The sequence below is a fragment of the uncultured Halopseudomonas sp. genome (assembly GCF_963977355.1).
In the GTDB taxonomy this organism is placed as follows: domain Bacteria; phylum Pseudomonadota; class Gammaproteobacteria; order Pseudomonadales; family Pseudomonadaceae; genus Halopseudomonas.
In genome coordinates this window covers 96,245-111,491 of sequence record NZ_CAXBOV010000006.1, presented here as the reverse complement: position 1 = coordinate 111,491, position 15,247 = coordinate 96,245, and the positions used below count along the sequence as shown (strand labels likewise).

The 15,247-nt window shown below is 57.4% G+C and carries 20 protein-coding genes; 8 read left to right on the top strand and 12 right to left on the bottom strand.

Annotated elements, in window-relative coordinates; translation table 11 throughout:
* The first annotated feature begins 24 nt into the window (after positions 1 to 24).
* Genes AAC076_RS04630 through sulP form a run of 4 tightly spaced genes read left to right on the top strand, consistent with a single transcriptional unit; the run spans position 25 to position 2,946 of the window.
* A complete protein-coding gene (locus AAC076_RS04630) occupies positions 25 to 351 on the top strand; it encodes a metalloregulator ArsR/SmtB family transcription factor (protein ID WP_339843232.1) in 327 nt (108 codons plus the stop codon).
* On the top strand, positions 348 to 782 hold the full coding sequence (locus tag AAC076_RS04625) for a YeeE/YedE thiosulfate transporter family protein (protein WP_339843231.1): 435 nt from the start codon (positions 348 to 350) through the stop codon (positions 780 to 782). Before AAC076_RS04630 ends, AAC076_RS04625 begins: the two co-directional genes overlap by 4 nt.
* Positions 783 to 784: 2 nt before the next feature.
* Positions 785 to 1,204: a DUF6691 family protein gene (locus AAC076_RS04620; RefSeq protein ID WP_339843230.1), complete on the top strand. Its 420-nt coding sequence runs from the start codon at positions 785 to 787 to the stop codon at positions 1,202 to 1,204.
* A complete protein-coding gene (gene sulP / locus AAC076_RS04615) occupies positions 1,201 to 2,946 on the top strand; it encodes a sulfate permease (RefSeq protein WP_339843229.1) in 1,746 nt (581 codons plus the stop codon). The genes AAC076_RS04620 and sulP overlap by 4 nt, the downstream gene beginning before the upstream one ends.
* A gap of 16 nt (positions 2,947 to 2,962) precedes the next feature.
* On the opposite strand, the gene modC is transcribed toward sulP, so the two are convergent.
* The 3 genes from modC to modA are packed head-to-tail and all read right to left on the bottom strand — an operon-like array spanning position 2,963 to position 5,525.
* Positions 2,963 to 4,051: a molybdenum ABC transporter ATP-binding protein gene (modC, locus tag AAC076_RS04610; RefSeq protein WP_339843228.1), complete on the bottom strand. Its 1,089-nt coding sequence runs from the start codon at positions 4,049 to 4,051 to the stop codon at positions 2,963 to 2,965.
* Positions 4,048 to 4,749 (bottom strand): molybdate ABC transporter permease subunit, encoded by a 702-nt coding sequence (gene modB, locus AAC076_RS04605; protein ID WP_339843227.1) that lies wholly within the window; start codon positions 4,747 to 4,749, stop codon positions 4,048 to 4,050. The genes modC and modB overlap by 4 nt, the downstream gene beginning before the upstream one ends.
* On the bottom strand, positions 4,749 to 5,525 hold the full coding sequence (gene modA, locus AAC076_RS04600; RefSeq protein WP_339843226.1) for a molybdate ABC transporter substrate-binding protein: 777 nt from the start codon (positions 5,523 to 5,525) through the stop codon (positions 4,749 to 4,751). Before modA ends, modB begins: the two co-directional genes overlap by 1 nt.
* A gap of 155 nt (positions 5,526 to 5,680) precedes the next feature.
* On the opposite strand from modA, the gene AAC076_RS04595 reads away from it, so the two are divergent.
* The 3 genes from AAC076_RS04595 (at position 5,681) to AAC076_RS04585 (ending at position 8,900) form a co-directional block, all read left to right on the top strand.
* On the top strand, positions 5,681 to 7,297 hold the full coding sequence (locus AAC076_RS04595; protein ID WP_339843225.1) for a methyl-accepting chemotaxis protein: 1,617 nt from the start codon (positions 5,681 to 5,683) through the stop codon (positions 7,295 to 7,297).
* A gap of 214 nt (positions 7,298 to 7,511) precedes the next feature.
* Complete coding sequence (locus AAC076_RS04590; protein WP_339843224.1) at positions 7,512 to 7,793, top strand: PAAR domain-containing protein; 282 nt, start codon at positions 7,512 to 7,514, stop codon at positions 7,791 to 7,793.
* A gap of 219 nt (positions 7,794 to 8,012) precedes the next feature.
* Positions 8,013 to 8,900: a transglutaminase family protein gene (locus AAC076_RS04585; protein ID WP_339843223.1), complete on the top strand. Its 888-nt coding sequence runs from the start codon at positions 8,013 to 8,015 to the stop codon at positions 8,898 to 8,900.
* A gap of 24 nt (positions 8,901 to 8,924) precedes the next feature.
* Here AAC076_RS04585 and AAC076_RS04580 read toward each other — a convergent pair whose 3' ends face one another.
* The 8 genes from AAC076_RS04580 to AAC076_RS04545 all read right to left on the bottom strand — a co-directional run bounded on the left by AAC076_RS04580 (position 8,925) and on the right by AAC076_RS04545 (position 13,950).
* Positions 8,925 to 9,263 carry a hypothetical protein gene (locus tag AAC076_RS04580; protein ID WP_339843221.1) on the bottom strand — a complete coding sequence of 113 codons (339 nt, stop codon included), beginning with the start codon at positions 9,261 to 9,263 and terminating at the stop codon, positions 8,925 to 8,927.
* A gap of 61 nt (positions 9,264 to 9,324) precedes the next feature.
* Entirely contained in the window at positions 9,325 to 10,215 is an 891-nt protein-coding gene (locus AAC076_RS04575) for an ankyrin repeat domain-containing protein (protein ID WP_339843220.1), read from the bottom strand.
* A 92-nt stretch (positions 10,216 to 10,307) separates the two neighbouring features.
* The gene (locus tag AAC076_RS04570) at positions 10,308 to 11,075 is read right to left on the bottom strand and encodes a TSUP family transporter (protein WP_339843219.1); all 768 of its coding nucleotides are present in this window, start codon (positions 11,073 to 11,075) and stop codon (positions 10,308 to 10,310) included.
* Between the two features lie 158 nt (positions 11,076 to 11,233).
* Positions 11,234 to 11,683, bottom strand: coding sequence for an ABA4-like family protein (locus AAC076_RS04565; RefSeq protein ID WP_339843218.1), 450 nt, complete (start codon positions 11,681 to 11,683; stop codon positions 11,234 to 11,236).
* On the bottom strand, positions 11,676 to 12,155 hold the full coding sequence (locus tag AAC076_RS04560; RefSeq protein ID WP_339843217.1) for a hypothetical protein: 480 nt from the start codon (positions 12,153 to 12,155) through the stop codon (positions 11,676 to 11,678). The genes AAC076_RS04565 and AAC076_RS04560 overlap by 8 nt, the downstream gene beginning before the upstream one ends.
* A gap of 173 nt (positions 12,156 to 12,328) precedes the next feature.
* Positions 12,329 to 13,009, bottom strand: a complete 681-nt coding sequence (locus AAC076_RS04555; protein ID WP_339843216.1) for a hypothetical protein — start codon at positions 13,007 to 13,009, stop codon at positions 12,329 to 12,331.
* Between the two features lie 45 nt (positions 13,010 to 13,054).
* Positions 13,055 to 13,414 carry a DUF1304 domain-containing protein gene (locus tag AAC076_RS04550; RefSeq protein WP_339843215.1) on the bottom strand — a complete coding sequence of 120 codons (360 nt, stop codon included), beginning with the start codon at positions 13,412 to 13,414 and terminating at the stop codon, positions 13,055 to 13,057.
* 20 nt (positions 13,415 to 13,434) lie between these two features.
* Positions 13,435 to 13,950 carry an N-acetyltransferase gene (locus tag AAC076_RS04545; protein WP_339843214.1) on the bottom strand — a complete coding sequence of 172 codons (516 nt, stop codon included), beginning with the start codon at positions 13,948 to 13,950 and terminating at the stop codon, positions 13,435 to 13,437.
* Positions 13,951 to 14,148: 198 nt separating this feature from the next.
* Here AAC076_RS04545 and AAC076_RS04540 point away from each other — a divergent pair, with 198 nt between their 5' ends.
* A complete protein-coding gene (locus AAC076_RS04540; RefSeq protein ID WP_339843213.1) occupies positions 14,149 to 14,322 on the top strand; it encodes a hypothetical protein in 174 nt (57 codons plus the stop codon).
* Between the two features lie 170 nt (positions 14,323 to 14,492).
* Here the strand turns inward: AAC076_RS04540 and AAC076_RS04535 are convergent, their stop codons facing one another.
* Positions 14,493 to 15,191 carry a hypothetical protein gene (locus AAC076_RS04535; protein WP_339843212.1) on the bottom strand — a complete coding sequence of 233 codons (699 nt, stop codon included), beginning with the start codon at positions 15,189 to 15,191 and terminating at the stop codon, positions 14,493 to 14,495.
* Positions 15,192 to 15,247: the final 56 nt, after the last annotated feature.

Sequence of the window (15,247 nt, the reverse complement as noted above, 5' to 3'; positions counted from 1 at the left end):
GATCATCCTGTGATGGACCATTCAATGCAACACACAACCGACGCAATCGACCTGCATCGCCTGCATGGTGCCGCCGACAAGGCCCAGGCTTTGCTCAAGGCACTGAGTAATCGTGACCGCCTGATGCTCCTCTGCCAATTGGTCGGGGGCGAGCGCAATGTGGGTGAACTGGAAGCGAGCCTGGGCATTTTGCAGCCCACCCTGTCCCAGCAGCTGGGGGTATTGCGCCGGGAAAACATGGTCGCGACGCGGCGCGAGGGCAAGCTGGTCTACTATCGTATTGCCAGCCCCGAGGCATTGGCGGTCATCAGCACGCTGTATCAACTGTTCTGTAGCGAGGAGCCCGAATGAGCATTGACTGGGTACATTTTACCCCCTGGAGCGCGTTGCTTGGTGGCGGACTGATCGGCCTGTCTGCGAGCCTGTTGATACTGCTCAATGGCAGAATCGCAGGCATCAGTGGGTTGGTGGGCGGTTTGCTTGGTCCGCTTCTGCCCGGCAGTGGCGAGCGTGCAGCCTTTGTGGCGGGTTTGATCATTGCACCCCTTCTCTACTGGGTCGTCATGTATCGTCCGCAGATTCAGATCGAGGCAGGACCGCTCGCCCTGGTGGTTGCCGGGTTGCTGGTGGGTTTCGGGTCGCGGCTGGGCTCGGGCTGCACCAGTGGGCACGGCGTGTGTGGTCTGGCGCGATTGTCGCCACGCTCTCTGGTCGCCACGCTGAGCTTCATGGGCAGCGGCTTTGTGACCGTCTTTGTACTCCGACACCTGTGGGGGGGCTGAATATGCGCATTCTGACCGCGTTACTGGCTGGCCTGGTATTCGGTATGGGGCTGGTTATCTCAGGTATGGCCAATCCGGCGAAGGTGCTGGGATTCCTCGACCTGTTCGGTCAATGGGATCCCTCCCTGGCACTGGTCATGGTTGGCGCAATTGGTGCCGCTTTCCTGCCGATGCAGTGGGTTCAGCGTTCCGGCCGCACTCTGGGGGGTGAGCCGGTGACACTGCCGGGTAAGGGGCAAATTGACAAGCGGCTGATCGCCGGCAGTTTGCTGTTCGGCGCAGGATGGGGGGTGGCGGGTTTCTGTCCGGGTCCGGCCCTTGTAGCAGTGGGCGCCGGCATGCCCCAGGCGTGGCTGTTCGCTATAGCCATGCTGGCCGGCATGCTGTTGTTCCAGGCGTATGACCGTCGCGTGACGGCATGAGCAACAACCCGAGGCTCCAGCCGCCGGGCGATCCGGGTCTGCTCGGCTGGTTACGGTCCTATCGGCTGGCCTGGCTCGGTGGTGACCTGACCGCCGGCCTGGTGGTCAGCGTGATGATCATTCCCCAGAGCATGGCCTACGCGATGCTGGCCGGCCTGCCCGTGCAGATCGGTCTGTACGCCAGCTTGTTGCCGCTTCTGGCGTACGCCCTGTTTGGTAGCAGCATGAGCCTCTCGGTTGGCCCCGTGGCAGTCACCGGACTGATGACCGCGACCCTGCTGGCGCCCCTGGCGGCCGCTGGTAGCGGTGCCTATTTGCAAATGGCGATATGGCTGGCTTTGCTGTCGGGTGTGATGCTGTTCGCGGTGGGTCTGTTGCGCATGGGCTTTCTGGCCAACTTCCTCAGCCATCCGGTTATCAGCGGGTTCATCAGTGGTGCGGCGATTCTGATTGCAATCAGTCAGCTGCCACATTTGCTGGGTGTGCGCGCGCTACCCGCCAGCCCACAGCAACTGCTTGATAGCTGGACGCTGGCAAACTCTCTGGTTCTGGGGATCGGTCTGGTTTCGCTGGTCTGGCTGATCTATGCCCGCAGTGTGCTGGCGGGTCATCTGCGCAGTCTTGGATTGCCATCGGTCGCCGCTACCCTGCTCGCTCGCCTGGCCCCCATCGTACTGGTGATTGCAGCGCTGCTGGCTACCATCGGCGGCGATCTGGCCGCACAGGGCGTGCCGGTGGTGGGCTTTTTACCGGCCGGACTCCCTGGCTTTTTCTGGGCAACGCCAGAGTGGTCGGATATACGAGCACTGCTGTTACCGGCGGCGCTAATCAGCCTGGTCACCTTTGTCGAGAGTGTGGCGATTGCCCAGTCCCTGGCCCGGCGCAAGCGTCAGAGCATTGATGCTGATCGGGAGTTGCTGGCGCTCGGCGCCGCCAACCTGGGTGCCGGTCTGACCGGTGGCTTTGCGGTAGCGGGTGGCTTTTCGCGCTCTGTCGTGAATATTGAGGCGGGTTCGAACACGCCCCTGGCGGGGGTCATTGCCATGAGCATTATCGGCCTGATTCTGCTGACCGTCGCGCCCCTGTTTGCCCACCTGCCCCTGGTTATTCTGGCGGTTGTGATCCTCGTGGCCGTCATCCCGTTGATTGATGTAGCCAGCCTGCGACGGGCCTGGCGTTATGACCGTGCCGAGGGTCTGACCTTGTTCAGTACGGCTGCCGGGGTGCTGCTGCTGGGGATTGAGGGCGGCATCGCGCTGGGTATCTGTCTGTCGATTGCCGCGCAGTTGTGGCGGGGTAGTCGACCGCATATTGCGGTGGTCGGTCGGGTACCGGGCACTCAGGATTTTCGTAATACCAAGCGGCATCTGGTGGAAATCGAACCCCAACTGCTGGCCCTGCGTATCGACGAAAACATCTTCTTCGCCAACACCAAGGCTATCGAACAGGCTCTTTATCGGGCCCTGCGAGATTATCCTGATACCCGTGAAGTGCTGCTTATTCTCTCTGCGGTGAATCATATCGACAGTACCGGACTGGACATGCTCAGCGAACTCACCGAGGGTCTGGCCGACAGAGATATCCACCTCCATCTGGCCGAGGTCAAAGGGCCGGTGATGGACCACCTGGGTGAAACGGACTGGATTAACGAGCAGGTGGGTGAAGTGTTTCCCAGCACGCATATCGCGTTCAATACACTGGGCAGCCAGAAGCGCCCAGCCAGCGCCGACCTGGAGAGTTGAAGCCGATTGCCGGGGCTTAGCTGATATCGCCGGGCGCCAGGGCGACCGACTTCATGATGGCATGGCACTCGTCGCCCACGTGCAGCCCGAGCGCCTTTACCGAGCGACAGGTCACGCGGGCCAACAGATTGTCCTGGCCTTCACCCTCGCCCATGCCGATCACCACTATCGCGTCACCACCGTCGCGGCTGGTAATCGAACGGATGGTCCCGCACAGGATATTCATTGCCGATAGTCCGGTAGGCCGCGCACGGGACAGAATCACGTCCTGCGCCTCGACCCGCACGCGTACGCGGGTGCCGATGGGAGCGGCATTGCGCGGCACAAACAGAGAACCCCCGGCGGTGGCCAGTTCGCTGAGGCCATCGGCATGATGTGCAACCAGTTTCCCGGTCAACATCGCCCCAGCCTCGCGCAGGCCCAAAGCCAGCTGTGGATCACTGAGCACCTGGGCCGCCGGCCCTACAGCCGTGACTCGGCCGCAGCTCAACGTGACCACGGTAGTCGCCAGCCGCGCGACCTCGGACAGGGAATGGCTGACATACAGAACCGGAATCTGCAGATCATCCCGCAGGCGTTCAAAGTAGGGCAGTATTTCAGCCTTGCGTGCCTCATCCAGAGCCGCCAGGGGCTCGTCAGCGAGTATCAGCTCCGGGCTGCAGAGCAGGGCTCGGGCAATAGCCACCCGCTGTTTTTCTCCGCCGGACAAACCAGCCGGGCGCCTATCCAGCAGTGACTCTATACCCAGCATGGCAATAATCTGCTGCTGGTCAGCAGGCGGCGCATCGCGGTGAGTAAAGCGTCGGCCGTAGAGAATGTTCTGTCTCACACTCAGGTGGGGAAACAATCGGTCGTCCTGAAAAACGTAGCCGATCCGGCGTTTGCGTACGGGCAGATTCACGCCCGCGCTTGTGTCGAGCAGGGTCCGCTCACCCAGCTTGATCTGCCCCCGGTCGGGACGCAGCAAGCCGGCTACGGCGTTGACGACGCTGCTCTTGCCCGCCCCAGATTCTCCGAACAGCACGGTCAGCCCCGCGGGCACCTGAAAATGCACATCCAGCGCAAAGTCGCCCAGCTGATGCTCAATAGATACATCGAGAGTCATTGTCCGCCGATCCTCCGTGCCACACGTCGGGCCAATACTTCCGACACCAGCAAGGCCGCCATCGCGATGATCACCGACACTATCGCGAGCCGCGCTGCCATAGGCTCGCCACCGGGTACCTGCAGAAACGCATGAATGGCCGAGGGGATGGTCTGCGTACGACCGGGGATATTCGAAACAAAGGTGATGGTTGCACCAAATTCACCTATCGCCTTGGCAAACGCCAGAATGGTGCCGGCAATCACACCCGGAAGACTCAGCGGCAGGGTGATGGTCAGAAAGATCCAGGCATGCCCTGCGCCCAATGTACTGGCGGCCTGCTCCAGTTTGGGGTCCACCGCCTCAATCGCCAGGCGCATGGCCCGTACCATCAGCGGAAAGGCCATGATTGCCGCAGCCAGGGCCGCGCCCGTCCAGTTGAATGCCAGGGTGATGCCAAAACTCTCGTACAGCCACTGGCCGATGGGTCCCTGGCGGCCGAACCCAAGCAGGAGCACGTAGCCAGTCACGACCGGCGGCAAAATGAGCGGTAAATGCACCAGGGCATTCAATAACTGCCGCCCCGGGAAACGCCAGCGGGCCAGTGCGTAGGCGGTCAGCAGCCCGACAGGCAGACTTACCAGCGTGGCCCAGAAGGAGACCTTCAGCGACAGCGCAACCGCTTGCCATTCGGCCGGTCCAAGCCAGTCAGCGACCATCAATCAACCATCCCGAACCCGGCCTGGCGAAATATCACCCTGGCGGATTCGCTGGAAAGGTAATCCAGAAAGGCTCGGGCCTGGGGGTGTTGGCTCTGGCTGGTCTGGGCCATGGGATAGATGATTGGGTCATGACTGTCAGCGGGAAAATGGCCCACCACCGATACCTGCGGTTCTGTCTGTGCATCGCTGGCGTACACGATGCCCAGTCTTGCCTCGCCCCGCGCCACCAGTGCCAGCGCCGCGCGCACGTTATCGGTCTGCGCCACACGGTCGGTAATCCCGTTCCAGATGCCAAGCCTTGTTAAAGCCTGTTTACCATAGATACCCGCCGGCACTGCTTCGGTCAGGGCCATGGCCAGCATGCCGTCGCCGAGCAATGCGCGCAGATCGAAACCCGGTTCGATGGCAACTGGCGGGGTATCGGGGGAGTGGGCAATCAACACCAAAGAGTTGGTCAGCAATGGCTGTCGGCTATCGCGCTGCACATCACCCGAGGTCTCGAGCGCATCCATCCACAGGCTGTTCGCCGAGATAAATATATCTGCCGGGGCGCCCTGTTGAATCTGCCGTGCCAGTACCGAACTACCGGCGAAGGATAGGGATACTGGTTGCTGGGTGGTGCCGGTCCACTGCTTGGCGATCGGTTCCAGCACCCCGCCGAGACTGGCAGCGGCGAATACCCTCAGAGTCTCGGCAGCAACTGCGCCCGCACCCAGAGGGGCAGTCAATGACAGGGCCAGTACCGACAGGAACAGCAGGGAGGTTTTTTTCATGCCGCTAGTGTGGCGGCTGACGGGTACGCTGGCAATTACCTGGCCGGGTGAGCGGCGCCGGGTTGCGGCTGAAAGCCCTGTTTTAGACAGGATTGTAATGGCATTGTCACATCATGAGCATAGCCTCCGGGGGCCGATCCTGCTGTGAGGTGATCATGCTTTCCACCGTTCGTACCCGCATCCTGTGCTTTTCATTTTTGTCCGTCAGTGCTCTGGCGGCCTTGGCCGTATTGTCGCTGCTGATCATCAAAGAGACGGAAACCGCTTCCAATCGCCTGATCACCACCGGCCTGCAGGAGTCCTGGTTGCTTGAGGATCTGGAGCAGGATCATCGGCAGCTGCAGGACCTGGCCTACAAGATAAAAGCGCAATTGCTGCTCTGGGATGAAATCACGCCCACCTTCGAGGCATTGGCGGTGGCGCTGCCAGATCACTGGCAGGTGATCGAGCAGAGCCCGCAATTGAGCGCATGGGCCGAGACTCACAGTGGCGAGTTCCAGAGAGTGCTGGACCTGCTCGCCAAGCTTGAGCCCGGCATTGCCGAGAAAAGCTATTACCGGGTTGGCCAGGTAGTGGATTTTGATCTGTTTCCGGCACTGGGGCCGATGCTTGCTGCTATTGAAGAGAGAAAGCGCGCAAGCCGAAATACCATCCAGCAGGATTCGTCGCAGTTACTCACCTACCTTGATAATCAGCAGACGTTTCTGCTCATCGGCTCAGGGGTCTTTCTGATCTCGATCATTCTGATGACCCTCTGGCTCCGGCAAACGGTGATCGTGCGGCTGCAGAATATCGAAAGTGATATCAAGCAAATGGATGCCACGTCCGATCTCAGCCGCCCACCCGTGGTCACCGGGCAGGACGAGGTGGCGGGGGTGGCGCGGGCGTTGAATGGCCTGGTCGGGCGTTTCGATCAATTCATCGGCGACATTCGGCATTCAGCCGCCGGCCTGAACCAGCGGTCTGCGACCCTGGATATCGAGGCGGAGGCGGTGCAGGCCGCATCCGAGACGACCCGTGAGCAGATTGAACAGGTGAATCACTCAATGAGCGCCATCGCTGGGCAGGCCTCAGAGATCGAGTCGGCCACCGAGCTATCGGCAGGCACCATACGCGAAGCCGTACTGGCCAATGCGCAGGTCCAGCAGGGCCTGCAAAGCAGCGAAGCGGCCGCGAACAATGCCATCAATGTGATCGTTCGCGTATCCAGCTCCGTTCAGGCGCTGGGTGAATCCACCAGCAAGATCGAACAGGTGATCGGCGTAATTGCCGCAATAGCCGACCAAACCAACCTGCTGGCGCTGAATGCAGCGATTGAAGCCGCACGCGCCGGTGAGCATGGGCGCGGTTTTGCAGTGGTTGCCGACGAGGTAAGAACCCTCTCCAGACGCACCGCCGACTCCACCCGCGATATTCGCCAGTGGGTCATGGACCTGGTCGATGGGGTGAGCGGGGTAAATGCACTGCTGGGTGAAATGAGCGCGGCAGGCACCGACAACCGCACGAATCTGGATCAGCTGAGAACTCACCTGACACGGCTGGCGGACCAGTTTGTGGAAATGGAAACCAGCAGTCATCAGGTCTCCCGTTCGGTCTCGTTGCAGCGCGAAGAACTCACGCTGATCAAACAGCGCTCAGCCATGCTGCGAGAAAGCTCAATGCTCCTGATGGGGAGCGTGAATCATTCCAGGGAAGTCAGCGAATCCCTGCGTCAGGACTCCCTGTCAATGCGCCAACTGACCGAACGGTTTCAGTCGGCGGGCGGGGTTTAAAGGTGCCTGGAACGTTTACCGGGTGGAGGTCGAAGTACCCGCTACCGCGTGTCGGCTGATGCACACCACGCACAGCAGCTTTCACCTCAAAGTGTGACCGAGGTACCAGTTCCGCCAGCTTCGATTGCCCGGGTCCGTACGGCCAGTATGATTGGCCACTCTGCGCTTTATCCAGGCGCGGAAGCAAACAACCAGACAGGGAGCGTTGCACAGAATGCAGAGCATAGGGATCGGTTCGAAAACCTCCACCGGAGGTGCAGTTATCGAGGGCAACGGGGGTATTCTGTTTGATGGTCTGGTTGCCAGCTCGGTCGGGCACAAGGCTACCTGCCCGGCCTGTAAAAAGGGCATCGGCGCTATTGTTGCCGTAGGCCCCAGAACCGCTTTTCTGCCAGCGGGCCCCGCCGCTAGAGCGGGAGACTATGTTGCCTGTGGTTGTCCGCCGGGGGCGAATGTACTGGTGGCACCTGGGACCATCAGTATTGGTGCTCGATAGAAAGCCCCGCCCAGTGCAGGCGCTTTTGCCTTGATGGCCTGATTTAGGGGCTCAATCGCCCGTTTTTGATACCTTAATACACATTGAACGGTTCCATAATCCCGGTATGCGACGTAAAGTTGCAATTCAGGATCCAAGAGCTCACAGCCGTTTTAACCCTTCGTCTAAACGCGCTAGACCCCTGCCTGCTTCCCCCGCTTTACTAGAGGAGTTACAGCCATGGTGCGGTTAAAGTTTTCCATTGAGCTGACCTATACCGTGTTGGATTCGAGCTGCGATTTCCTGTTCAACATCCATCCGGCCATCACCGCCAATCAGTATGTTGTCAGCGAGTCTGTAAGCATCAATCAATCCGTGCCTTATCAGGTGTCCATTCGCCAGGATGACGGTACGCGGTGGATGAAAGTGCGTGCTTACAGCGGAGATCTGGTGATTCGTTATGAGGGCGTGCTGGACATTCATCACACAGTGTCCTGGCCCGGTGGCCTGCAGGAGATGGCGGTCGCCGATCTGCCGATGGATCTGTTCTGCTACATCTACCCCAGCAGGTATTGTGAGTCAGACCGCTTTCAGGCCCTGGCCAACCACGAGTTCGGTAACATGCAGCCAGGCTATAGCCGGGTGCTCGCCATTCGTGACTGGGTGTACGAGAGAACCCGCTATACCTCGGGCAGCTCCGGCAGCAGTACCTCGGCTGTGGATACCCTGACCGACCATGTGGGCGTGTGTCGCGACTTTGCGCACTTGATGATTTCCACATGCCGCGCCCTGAACATGCCGGCACGCTTTGTCTCGGGTATCAACTACGGTGCTGATCCTGCCCTCGGGGACTTTCATGCCTATGTTGAGGTGTTTCTCAGTGGCCGCTGGTATCTGTTTGACCCCAGTGGCGTATCGCCAACCATGGGGCTGCTACGGCTTGGTACCGGCAGGGATGCGGCAGATGTGTCCTTTGCCACGGTATTTGGCGCGGCGGTCTGTGCAACGCCCATGATTGCCATTGAGGCGATAGAGGATCTGGAAAACGGGGTGGTGCTGCCCATACATCAGACCAACGCGTTATCGACGGCAGGTTCACCCGCGACTCAATATCATCGCGTCAGCTGAGTTGGCGCCGGTTATACCGGTTCGTCAGTTGGTCGTTGCCGAGCCGAAGTAATCCTGCATCCAGTCGAACAGGGTTGCACTGCTCAAGGTCGACAGGGCTATCTGCTTGAACTCACCCCCGACTTCTTCTTCCCGCGTCACGAACTGGTAGAGCATCACGTCTGGTTGCTGGTCATGCAGGATCAGCGTTATGCGCCGCTGAGTACGCAGACAGTCGAGTGTGATCACATCGGCAGGTATGCCGGAATTGCGCATCCCCTGGCGCACTTCCACCACCGGATTGATGTGCTCGTGCGCCGCCTGGATCTGGGCATGGGCTTCGCTGACCAGGTCGGAGAGTGTTTTCAACGGGTCGGTTGGCATGGGTTGCTCCGGTTTGAATCAGTTGGTAGGAATGCTGGGTACGTGACGCACGACAAAGTGCTCACGGTTGCGTACCGCCGACGCTCAGCAGGTAATCAATTACCGGTTGGTTCTTGCCGTAGTGGGCCCACTTCAGTGGGGTTTCCTTGCCGCGGCAGGTATTGTTTACGGCCGCTCCCTGCTCGACCAGATAGCGCACATCCTCGACCAGACCGTCCTGCGCCAGGTAATGCAGGGCGGTGCAGCCGTCGCTGTCGGGGTGATCCACCGGAACGCCCCACTCCACCAGATAGCGGACCACATCAGCTTTCTCGGTCAGGGCCCCGAAAAGAAGCGCCTGATAGATCTGCTCATTTGGAGCCTTGCTGCTGTCGACAAAAGCCTTGAGGGTCTGCAGGTTGCCCAGCCGGGCAGCCATTCTCACGGCCTCATTGTTGGGCTCGCCGGTAAAGCTGGTCTCGTACTGCAGCAGGCTTTCCGCCTGCTGGTAATCATCCGCGTAGGCGGCCCGAAACAAAGTCTCGGGGCCGGGCCGGGCACCATGCCTCAGCAGCGCGGCGGTCAGCCCAGCGGCGCCGCGCTGCACTGATGTATCAAGGCTTTCCTGCAAATCTGTTGCGTCGAACTGCACGGTGCTGTCGAGGCGTTGAAGCTCGCGAATAAGACCAAAATTGTAGGACTTGGTAGCGTGGATCAAGATCTGCTTCAGGTCCGCATCAGTGATGTTGTCGAAAAAACTGATCTCGGCAAACAGAAAGGCGCCGTCAGAACTGCGCGCTTTAGTCGACGCTTTCAACCCGTCAATATCAAGGCTGATGCCCCGCCTAGCCAACTCCGTCCGAGCTTCGGCACTGTTGTCGGATGGCATCTCACAGCCGCTGGCCAGCAGTGCAAACAATACTGTTAGCAGCATGTATGGCAGGTGGGCTAGTGTTCGGTTTTGGGTATTCATCGGGTCATCCTGTTCCTACGCCGCCTGGAGCGGTCCGGTAAATGCCAGGGCATGTTACGGGGCGGTTTTGGTAGTCAGCAAGGCCGCAGCGCCTACCAAGCGATCCAGCCGCTGGAATATAGATACCTGGCCAGCATCACGATGCAGACGAACACCACCAGTAGCCGCAGCTTGTTGGGGTTGATCCGGTAGAGAAAGTGGATGCCCACCCAGGCGCCGATAAACTGCCCCAGCATCATCACCAGACCAACATGCCAGACCACGTTGCCATAGGCGGCAAAAACTATCAGTGACGACAGGTTGGTCGCGAAATTCAGGGGCTTGGCCACAGCCGTCGCAGCCACCAGTTTCGCTCTTCTGCACAGCACGCTGCCCAGGGTGAAGAACGAGCCAGTGCCGGGGCCGAACATGCCGTCGTAAAAGCCAATGCCCGGAATCACCACATACTTGAATTTCTTACTGCTGATCTTCTTGCCCAGATGGATGGCACGGCTGGGTTTATACAGGATGAAGTAACCGGCGATGAACGTCAGCACAACGGGGATCGCGAGGGTCAGGTACTGTTGGTCCACGAAGTGAACAGCCACAGTACCCGCCACCGACCCCAGGAAGGCGGCGAGTATCAGCGGCCGTATATGGCGCAACTTGATTCTGGATTTCTTCAGCAGCAACAGGGTAGCAGTACCCGTTCCCGCGCAGCCTTGCAGCTTGTTGGTACCTAGCGCATTGATGGGCGGCATGCCCGAGAGCATCAACGCCGGAATGGTGATGAGCCCGCCTCCCCCTGCCAGGGTATCAATCGTCCCGGCGATGACGGCCACAGCAAACAGCAACGCGATCAGTTCTATAGAAAATTCCATGCAAGAGTGACCGCCGATCCAATATGCCTGTGTTTGACCCGGGGCCGCAGGCGCTGACTTTCAGACGAGAGCTCATCTTCGCAGACATCACCAGGTCACCGTACCGTCCCCAAATCTCAAGCCTGCATTTGACCATACCCTGGTGCTTCCAGGTATGGTCAGACTTGCTTTCGTGCTCTCATACCCTGCGTAATTATCGCGAGAATGAAGTAAGCAAGCAGTCCCACAGGGCCATAGAGGAAGATGAACGGCAGCACCAGGAAAAGGACGGCGCGGGGATAACCCTGTGCCAAGCCGTGGTCGATCACTCCGCGTCCAATCAGCAGATCAAAAGCCAGGAAATGAATCCAGCCTCCGAGCACGTTACCCGGGTGTGAAAACAGCGCAACGACACTTGTAAGATCCGAGAAACCCCCGTCCGGTACCGCTCCCCAATTGGCGTAGAGAACACCAGCGTAAAGCGCGCACAGGACGACAGGAACCTGCCGGCCGGCGAAGCGCAGCAACCGCTCTCTGGTTGCCGAGGCCGGAGCAACCAGAGCGATTACCAAGGTTAACCACGCAACCATCGCAAGAATGCTTGCGAACGTGAAAATGGATTCATTCATGAGAACCTCCAAACCGGTAGTGGTGTTCTACTTGCTGCGGCGTGAGGACTACCGCCTGGTTACCAATGCGCACTACCCGGCCATCCGACTTGGCGGCCTGGGCCTGTTCTTCCGAAGGAAACCAGTTGTGGATAAAGGCCCAACCCTTTTCAAGCACGATGAATGCGTCCAACTCGGACGGGTGGGTGTTCTGCAAGGCAGGCCTGTACGTTTCCCAGCTCGAGAAGCCCGCTTCCAGTGCCAGCAGGCGCAAAAAGTGTTTACGCTGCAAGGTGGAGCGAGCGCGAAACGCATTCGGCAGGGTCGTATCGCGCAGCACACCCGCCGACAGTAGGCGGCGAAGTACAGGCAGCGAAGAAGAAAGGGCATCGGATTTTGCACTGCGATGCAGGCGCTTGGCCTCTCGCAGAACAAGGGCTATGGAAGCATTACTTACAGGTCGTTCCGGACCTTCAACACAATGAGCGTGCATACCAACTCCAGCATCAATTGACCTTCTCGCGGTTGGTCAGGGAGGGTATGCAAGCATTGAGCTTGCGAAATCAGGTGCAGTTGCTTTCGCGAGGTGGGCGCCCGTAAAGCCCACCGAAATTGTAAGTGATTCGCGTGGAGGCAGGCAAGTCAGCGGTGGAGCTTGGAGGGAGACTAAAGCTCATCTGCCCCCTTTATTCCCTGCACTGAGTCCAGTTTATAGCCGGGGACTTCCCAGTTTGGCGCGGACAAGCATTCAGGGTTAAATACAAACAGCTGTGTACTCGCGGTTGTATGCAGCGATCTTTCCAACTCATTGCAAATTACCGCATCGTAGCCCATCTTTTTTGCAGGACCAATTAACGTTTCAATCCACCTCCGAGTGAAATTACGAATATAAATGACGGCGGCTGACACCGTTTTTTCATTTAGGGATTTCCTTGCTATTTCTTGTTGCGCAAACAGTTCTGGATGATCCTGCTCGCTGCGAAATATAAACCTTAAAATACTTCCGGCCTGGCAAGCTGCAAGCCATTCGCTATAGAAAGCCAGTCCATAATACTGAGCACCCAAGTGATCCGATTTTATCTTCTGGTAGAGCAGCAACGAGTCAGCTGATTCTATACGCAGATCCAGGATTTTTGCGGTAGACGACAACATAGCTGCACAGATATTTCCGTGCAGACCTTGATGTAATTTCGCATACTCAATGTCGCTACTAAGCGAGATAAATGAGTGTGGGAAAACCTGCTGGGAAAGCGTCGCAGTAGGAGGATTCTCCCATGCGTCGAAATGATGCGTGGTCCCATGGAACCACAGCTCCGTTGCTTTTAATGGATGTGTATAAGGCATCATCACTGACTAACTGTAAAAGGATCGATGCTCATCTGACCAGAGTATTCATGCTGTCGCCAGTACCAGTAAGAGCGCGACCAGGCCCGGAACCGCCTGAACGAAGAGAATCTTGCGGCTGGCAGTGGCGGCGCCGAACAGGCCGGCAACAATCACGCACAGCAGAAAGAACACCTTGAAATCAAAGCCCTCCGCACCCTGGATCACCCCCCACACCAGCCCGGCAACAATAAAGCCGTTATACAGTCCCTGATTGGCCGCCATGACCTTTGTGACAGACGCCTGTTCGGGCGTGTTGCCAAAGGTTTTCAGGCCGGCAGGCTTGTCCCACAGAAACATTTCAAGAACCAGAAAGTAGGCGTGGAGCAGGGCGACGATCAGCACGGCTATTACAGCGATTGTTGTCATGGTTATTGGCCTTTAAATGTTCATCTGACTTGGTTATTCACGTTCCGCGCTACCATGATGACCTCATCCGCTGAGTAGAGCCCACTGATGGTAGCTTCGACCTCGGCGCCAAGCAGTGACCGGTAAAGTTGCTGCGCATGATTGTCAGCGCGTGTGGTCACCAAAATATGCTTTAGCGTAGAGCCTTGCGCTTCCAGAGATCGGGCGACCTCGGGCAGGCTCAGGGAAATGAGTGCTTTGCCTATACCCTTTCCCTGGTGGTCAGGGCTAACCGCGATCTGCTCAAGCTCCAGCACCGCCTCCGGTCTGAATCCGGCCTTTTGCGACCAGATGATGTATCCGACGCAATGGGCGCCGGAAAAGGCGGCGTAGCATAAGTTTTTCGGCTCGGCATTGAGGTTGCTGCGTAACCATTCCACCGAGCGTGCCTGACGAATAAAGGCCAGCCTGTGCACTTCAGCGGCCTGGGGCAGATCGCCCGGTTCCATCCTTCTTACGGTTATAGCAGCGTTGCTGTCCAAAGCAGTCTCATCCATGTGTTAAAGCCTCAGCTAGTAATTCTGTAGCCAACCAAACTCAGCAATCGGAGTCCGATTAATGTACATCCGGCCCCTATTTATTTGCACGAAAAACCAGCCTTGCCACGCCGCTAATCCGTGTTTGCAGTTATTCTGCGCGCGAGCCTACAATGCTGTGAGTTCGAGCCAGCAACACCATCCCCCTGAGGAATTCCCATGTCGTTTTTAATTTATATGATCGGCCTTGCTTTGACCGTCGGCGGCATTGCGTGGGGGCTAGTAACCGCAGGTGTGGATACTCTGTACATTGGCATCGCCTGTCTGATCATTTTTGGCATAGGAATGATGATGGCGGTTTCACGGACTCGCTCCAAGGATTCGCCGAGTTAATCCTTACAATCAGCCGGAGTGACAGGCTGTAACTGTTGAGGAAATTAGGGCAGATGAAGATTTCCGATTAATGTTCATCTGACCCCATTTATTCTAGTTTCCACAAAGGCAGTGAATAGCTCTTCATGGAAAATCGGAGTCGGACGAAGATTTCTGGCTGAAAACCGCGATTAATGTTCATCTGACCTCATTAATTTCTTTTTATTTTGATATTTATCTCTAAGCTTATATAGCTTTTTATACTCTTCAAGGCCGACAACAAGCATCTTCTTTATCGCAGCCTGGTCGCCGCCAGCCACACCTCTTTTAGCTGTTAACTCAACAGAGTCATTATCCAAAGCCTCGATAGTTAATTGTGATGGCTCTGGGATTTCTTGTGTTCCATGGTACTTGCTTCTTACAGCATCACTGCTGTGAGAGATGCTGTTTAGCTGCCCTTTAAGAAGCACACCTACTACTTCAAGTAGATTATTAGACAATTCATCTTCGCAGTTAAAAGCAACTATTTGATCATGTAGCGACCAAAAATCGTCGACGCGACCATCTACAGTGCCCCCATCAGAGAAACCACCAGGGTGTCGCTTAGCAAGACTTAAAAGAAACCTGAACGTTTCCGTTCTTGCCGATTTCAATTCACTGATAGATTTCTCAGCATCTCGCTTTACTTCTTTAAGCTTTACAATGTTTCCAGCTACCGAAAACTCTTGAACTTCCGATGCGAAGGATAGGATTAGCCCGATAACTGCAAACGCAATAGTTAAGCTTACGAACTCAGCGCCACTCAATTTTTCTTCTACAAGCAGGCAGTATCCAAATTTTGCACTGGCTAGAAAAAGCAATGCACCAAGGATAGATAAGAATATTCTCAACGATGTGCTCCTGAAATGTAACGCCTGTGCTCACGCGCAATTTCGGAGCTGCAAAG

Excerpts from the sequence above, each read along its gene's own strand:
- AAC076_RS04630 (WP_339843232.1), top strand. The coding sequence starts at position 25 with ATGCAACACACAACCGACGCAATCGACCTGCATCGCCTGCATGGTGCC.
- AAC076_RS04625 (WP_339843231.1), top strand. The coding sequence starts at position 348 with ATGAGCATTGACTGGGTACATTTTACCCCCTGGAGCGCGTTGCTTGGT.
- AAC076_RS04620 (WP_339843230.1), top strand. The coding sequence starts at position 785 with ATGCGCATTCTGACCGCGTTACTGGCTGGCCTGGTATTCGGTATGGGG.
- sulP (WP_339843229.1), top strand. The coding sequence starts at position 1,201 with ATGAGCAACAACCCGAGGCTCCAGCCGCCGGGCGATCCGGGTCTGCTC.
- modC (WP_339843228.1), bottom strand. The coding sequence starts at position 4,051 with ATGACTCTCGATGTATCTATTGAGCATCAGCTGGGCGACTTTGCGCTG.
- modB (WP_339843227.1), bottom strand. The coding sequence starts at position 4,749 with ATGGTCGCTGACTGGCTTGGACCGGCCGAATGGCAAGCGGTTGCGCTG.
- modA (WP_339843226.1), bottom strand. The coding sequence starts at position 5,525 with ATGAAAAAAACCTCCCTGCTGTTCCTGTCGGTACTGGCCCTGTCATTG.
- AAC076_RS04595 (WP_339843225.1), top strand. The coding sequence starts at position 5,681 with ATGCTTTCCACCGTTCGTACCCGCATCCTGTGCTTTTCATTTTTGTCC.
- AAC076_RS04590 (WP_339843224.1), top strand. The coding sequence starts at position 7,512 with ATGCAGAGCATAGGGATCGGTTCGAAAACCTCCACCGGAGGTGCAGTT.
- AAC076_RS04585 (WP_339843223.1), top strand. The coding sequence starts at position 8,013 with ATGGTGCGGTTAAAGTTTTCCATTGAGCTGACCTATACCGTGTTGGAT.
- AAC076_RS04580 (WP_339843221.1), bottom strand. The coding sequence starts at position 9,263 with ATGCCAACCGACCCGTTGAAAACACTCTCCGACCTGGTCAGCGAAGCC.
- AAC076_RS04575 (WP_339843220.1), bottom strand. The coding sequence starts at position 10,215 with ATGAATACCCAAAACCGAACACTAGCCCACCTGCCATACATGCTGCTA.
- AAC076_RS04570 (WP_339843219.1), bottom strand. The coding sequence starts at position 11,075 with ATGGAATTTTCTATAGAACTGATCGCGTTGCTGTTTGCTGTGGCCGTC.
- AAC076_RS04565 (WP_339843218.1), bottom strand. The coding sequence starts at position 11,683 with ATGAATGAATCCATTTTCACGTTCGCAAGCATTCTTGCGATGGTTGCG.
- AAC076_RS04560 (WP_339843217.1), bottom strand. The coding sequence starts at position 12,155 with ATGCACGCTCATTGTGTTGAAGGTCCGGAACGACCTGTAAGTAATGCT.
- AAC076_RS04555 (WP_339843216.1), bottom strand. The coding sequence starts at position 13,009 with ATGATGCCTTATACACATCCATTAAAAGCAACGGAGCTGTGGTTCCAT.
- AAC076_RS04550 (WP_339843215.1), bottom strand. The coding sequence starts at position 13,414 with ATGACAACAATCGCTGTAATAGCCGTGCTGATCGTCGCCCTGCTCCAC.
- AAC076_RS04545 (WP_339843214.1), bottom strand. The coding sequence starts at position 13,950 with ATGGATGAGACTGCTTTGGACAGCAACGCTGCTATAACCGTAAGAAGG.
- AAC076_RS04540 (WP_339843213.1), top strand. The coding sequence starts at position 14,149 with ATGTCGTTTTTAATTTATATGATCGGCCTTGCTTTGACCGTCGGCGGC.